General features: G+C 35.5%; 2 protein-coding genes and 1 pseudogene. 2 read left to right on the plus strand and 1 reads right to left on the minus strand.

Annotated features, from left to right (window positions below; genetic code table 11):
- Nucleotides 1–272, plus strand: a pseudogene (locus tag FJR38_RS06965) (IS630 family transposase); the annotation flags it as partial.
- A gap of 246 nt (nt 273–518) precedes the next feature.
- Complete coding sequence (locus tag FJR38_RS06970; RefSeq protein WP_168536119.1) at nt 519–1,022, plus strand: hypothetical protein; 504 nt, start codon at nt 519–521, stop codon at nt 1,020–1,022.
- A gap of 94 nt (nt 1,023–1,116) precedes the next feature.
- Here the strand turns inward: FJR38_RS06970 and FJR38_RS06975 are convergent, their stop codons facing one another.
- The gene (locus FJR38_RS06975) at nt 1,117–1,899 is read right to left on the minus strand and encodes a hypothetical protein (protein ID WP_168536121.1); all 783 of its coding nucleotides are present in this window, start codon (nt 1,897–1,899) and stop codon (nt 1,117–1,119) included.
- Between the last annotated feature and the right edge of the window lie 151 nt (nt 1,900–2,050).

Consider the following 2,050-nt stretch of genomic DNA (forward strand, 5'->3'; position numbering starts at 1 on the left):
AGCGAAATAGCAAGCCAGAGATTCCTAGTAACGAAAAAAGAAAGAGAAACAAAGTCAACGGCATGATCTCGGTTGATGCTGTAACTGGAGAAATCTACTTACAGTTACAGCCTAAATCAAAAGCCGAAGATGTAGCGCAATACCTTGCCGATTTATGTAAAGATGCCTATAAGGACAACATAGAGAAGCTATCAATTGCTCTAGATAACAACTCTACTCATAAACAGAAGATGAAAAATTTGTTGAATGAGCATCTACAAATGCAGGCATAGGGGATAAGATAGCTATAGAATTCGTCCATACTCCTGCTTACTCACCAGACTTTAATCTAGCAGAATATGAAATTCATCTTCTGAGATTACAGACCTTGCATCATTTACCTTCAAATATAACCATTGCTGAAATCGAGAAAATCTTAGAAAATGTCAAAATTTTGATGACTTCAGAGCAAATATTAAAAACTTTAAATCATATTTTTGCTTTAGTCCCCGTGTCTATTTCTTGAGTGGGAAGGGAGTATGCTGCTTGGTATTTTTAATGTTTATCAAAAATACTATCATGCAAAGTCTTTAGATGATCATGCAAACTATTTAGAAGGTATCTATGCCACACGCATTCAAAAACTACCTGCTGCCATCTATAATTATGATTCGGGGAGGTCTTTTCAGGGTGATGGTTCTTCTCTGACTGTTTACCCATTACCTAAAGTAATTAAAAATCGTTTTCAGAAAGCAGATAAATTATTATTAACTCAATATCCCAAATTTCCTGAATATGGTGAAGATTGGCAAACTGTAAAATGGCATAAGAGTCCAATTGATTCTCAATACAATAGTTACCTTAGCTTTGCTCTTTCCGATGGTGGTTTACCAGGTATCAAGAATCATTTACAGGCTATCAATAGCAGTTTATCTCGTCCTGGCTCATTTTATTCCTTTGTTCATCGTAGTCTACTTGATATTGATTTTTTTGTGATTGATTTGCAGCAGGATAAGATTTACCATATCAACCATAATATCTAAAGTATTTTATCTGGTAGAATTTGTATTTAATGATAATGAAAATCTTTTTCTAACTCTTCTCATTGCGTGGGGGTATATCTTACACCTACTGCTTTTAAAAAGATTCAAGGAAATTTTTCCAGTTGGCATCAGCATCAAGGATCTCCTCCGTCTCAGAACTTATGGGAGCATCAACACAGTGTTCATTGTAGTATTCTTGTTTTTCTTCATTGGTTAGAGATTCCCACCGTTTCTCCTCCTCTTCCCATTCTTTTTCCTTGTACTGTAATTCTTCCCAACTATTTATAGCATCTTCACCTAATAAACTCCTCAATCGTTCATCTATGGGATAGACCTCATTGATTGAGCCTGCAAATAATCCAAGACTATAAGAATCAGAATAATCTGGGCGGGGATCATTTCTTATAAAGTCAATAACTGAACGTCCCCAAAAGCTCTCTAGTAAAGGATCTAATAATTCAAAAGAATAGCGAATGGTTATCAAATCTAGCTCTTTCGTATTTGTCATTGAAAGATGAATAATTTGATTTCTTAATCTACCAAATTCACGATACTGATTAAGTCGTTCAATCTTAATTCCAGTAGTTGCCCACAATTGATCAGGTAACTCTTCATAGGTTAGAGTACGACCACTTTCTAGTAGATTCATTAGCGTAAGAGGATCTTTACTTGAATCTGATTTAGGCAATTTAGAAAAGATTAACAGTGGGTGTTCTTGAGCTATTCGAGCTTTTAAAAGAATTTCGGCTGCATGAGCAGTGTGTACAACACACATAGGTATTTCACCGCGAGAAGCTTCGATAAGTGCGCTACGAAAAAGAAACATCCCCGTTAGTCTCATATTTCGGGGAACATCTTTCATAGAATCTTTATCCATAAATTAGTCACAAAACAGTTATTTCTAATGTTAGCAAATTTACAAAAGAGTGGGTATTAACGTAAGTTGCTAGTTACAAGTATTCAGGTTGATTTCTCGACTAGATCCCCCCCTCACCCCCTTATTAAGGAGGTAAAATCAATCAAGGTCT

Source organism: Anabaena sp. UHCC 0253 (assembly GCF_009712085.1).
Taxonomy (GTDB): Bacteria; Cyanobacteriota; Cyanobacteriia; order Cyanobacteriales; family Nostocaceae; genus Dolichospermum.

Excerpts from the sequence above, each read along its gene's own strand:
- FJR38_RS06975 (WP_168536121.1), bottom strand. The coding sequence starts at position 1,899 with ATGGATAAAGATTCTATGAAAGATGTTCCCCGAAATATGAGACTAACG.
- FJR38_RS06970 (WP_168536119.1), top strand. The coding sequence starts at position 519 with ATGCTGCTTGGTATTTTTAATGTTTATCAAAAATACTATCATGCAAAG.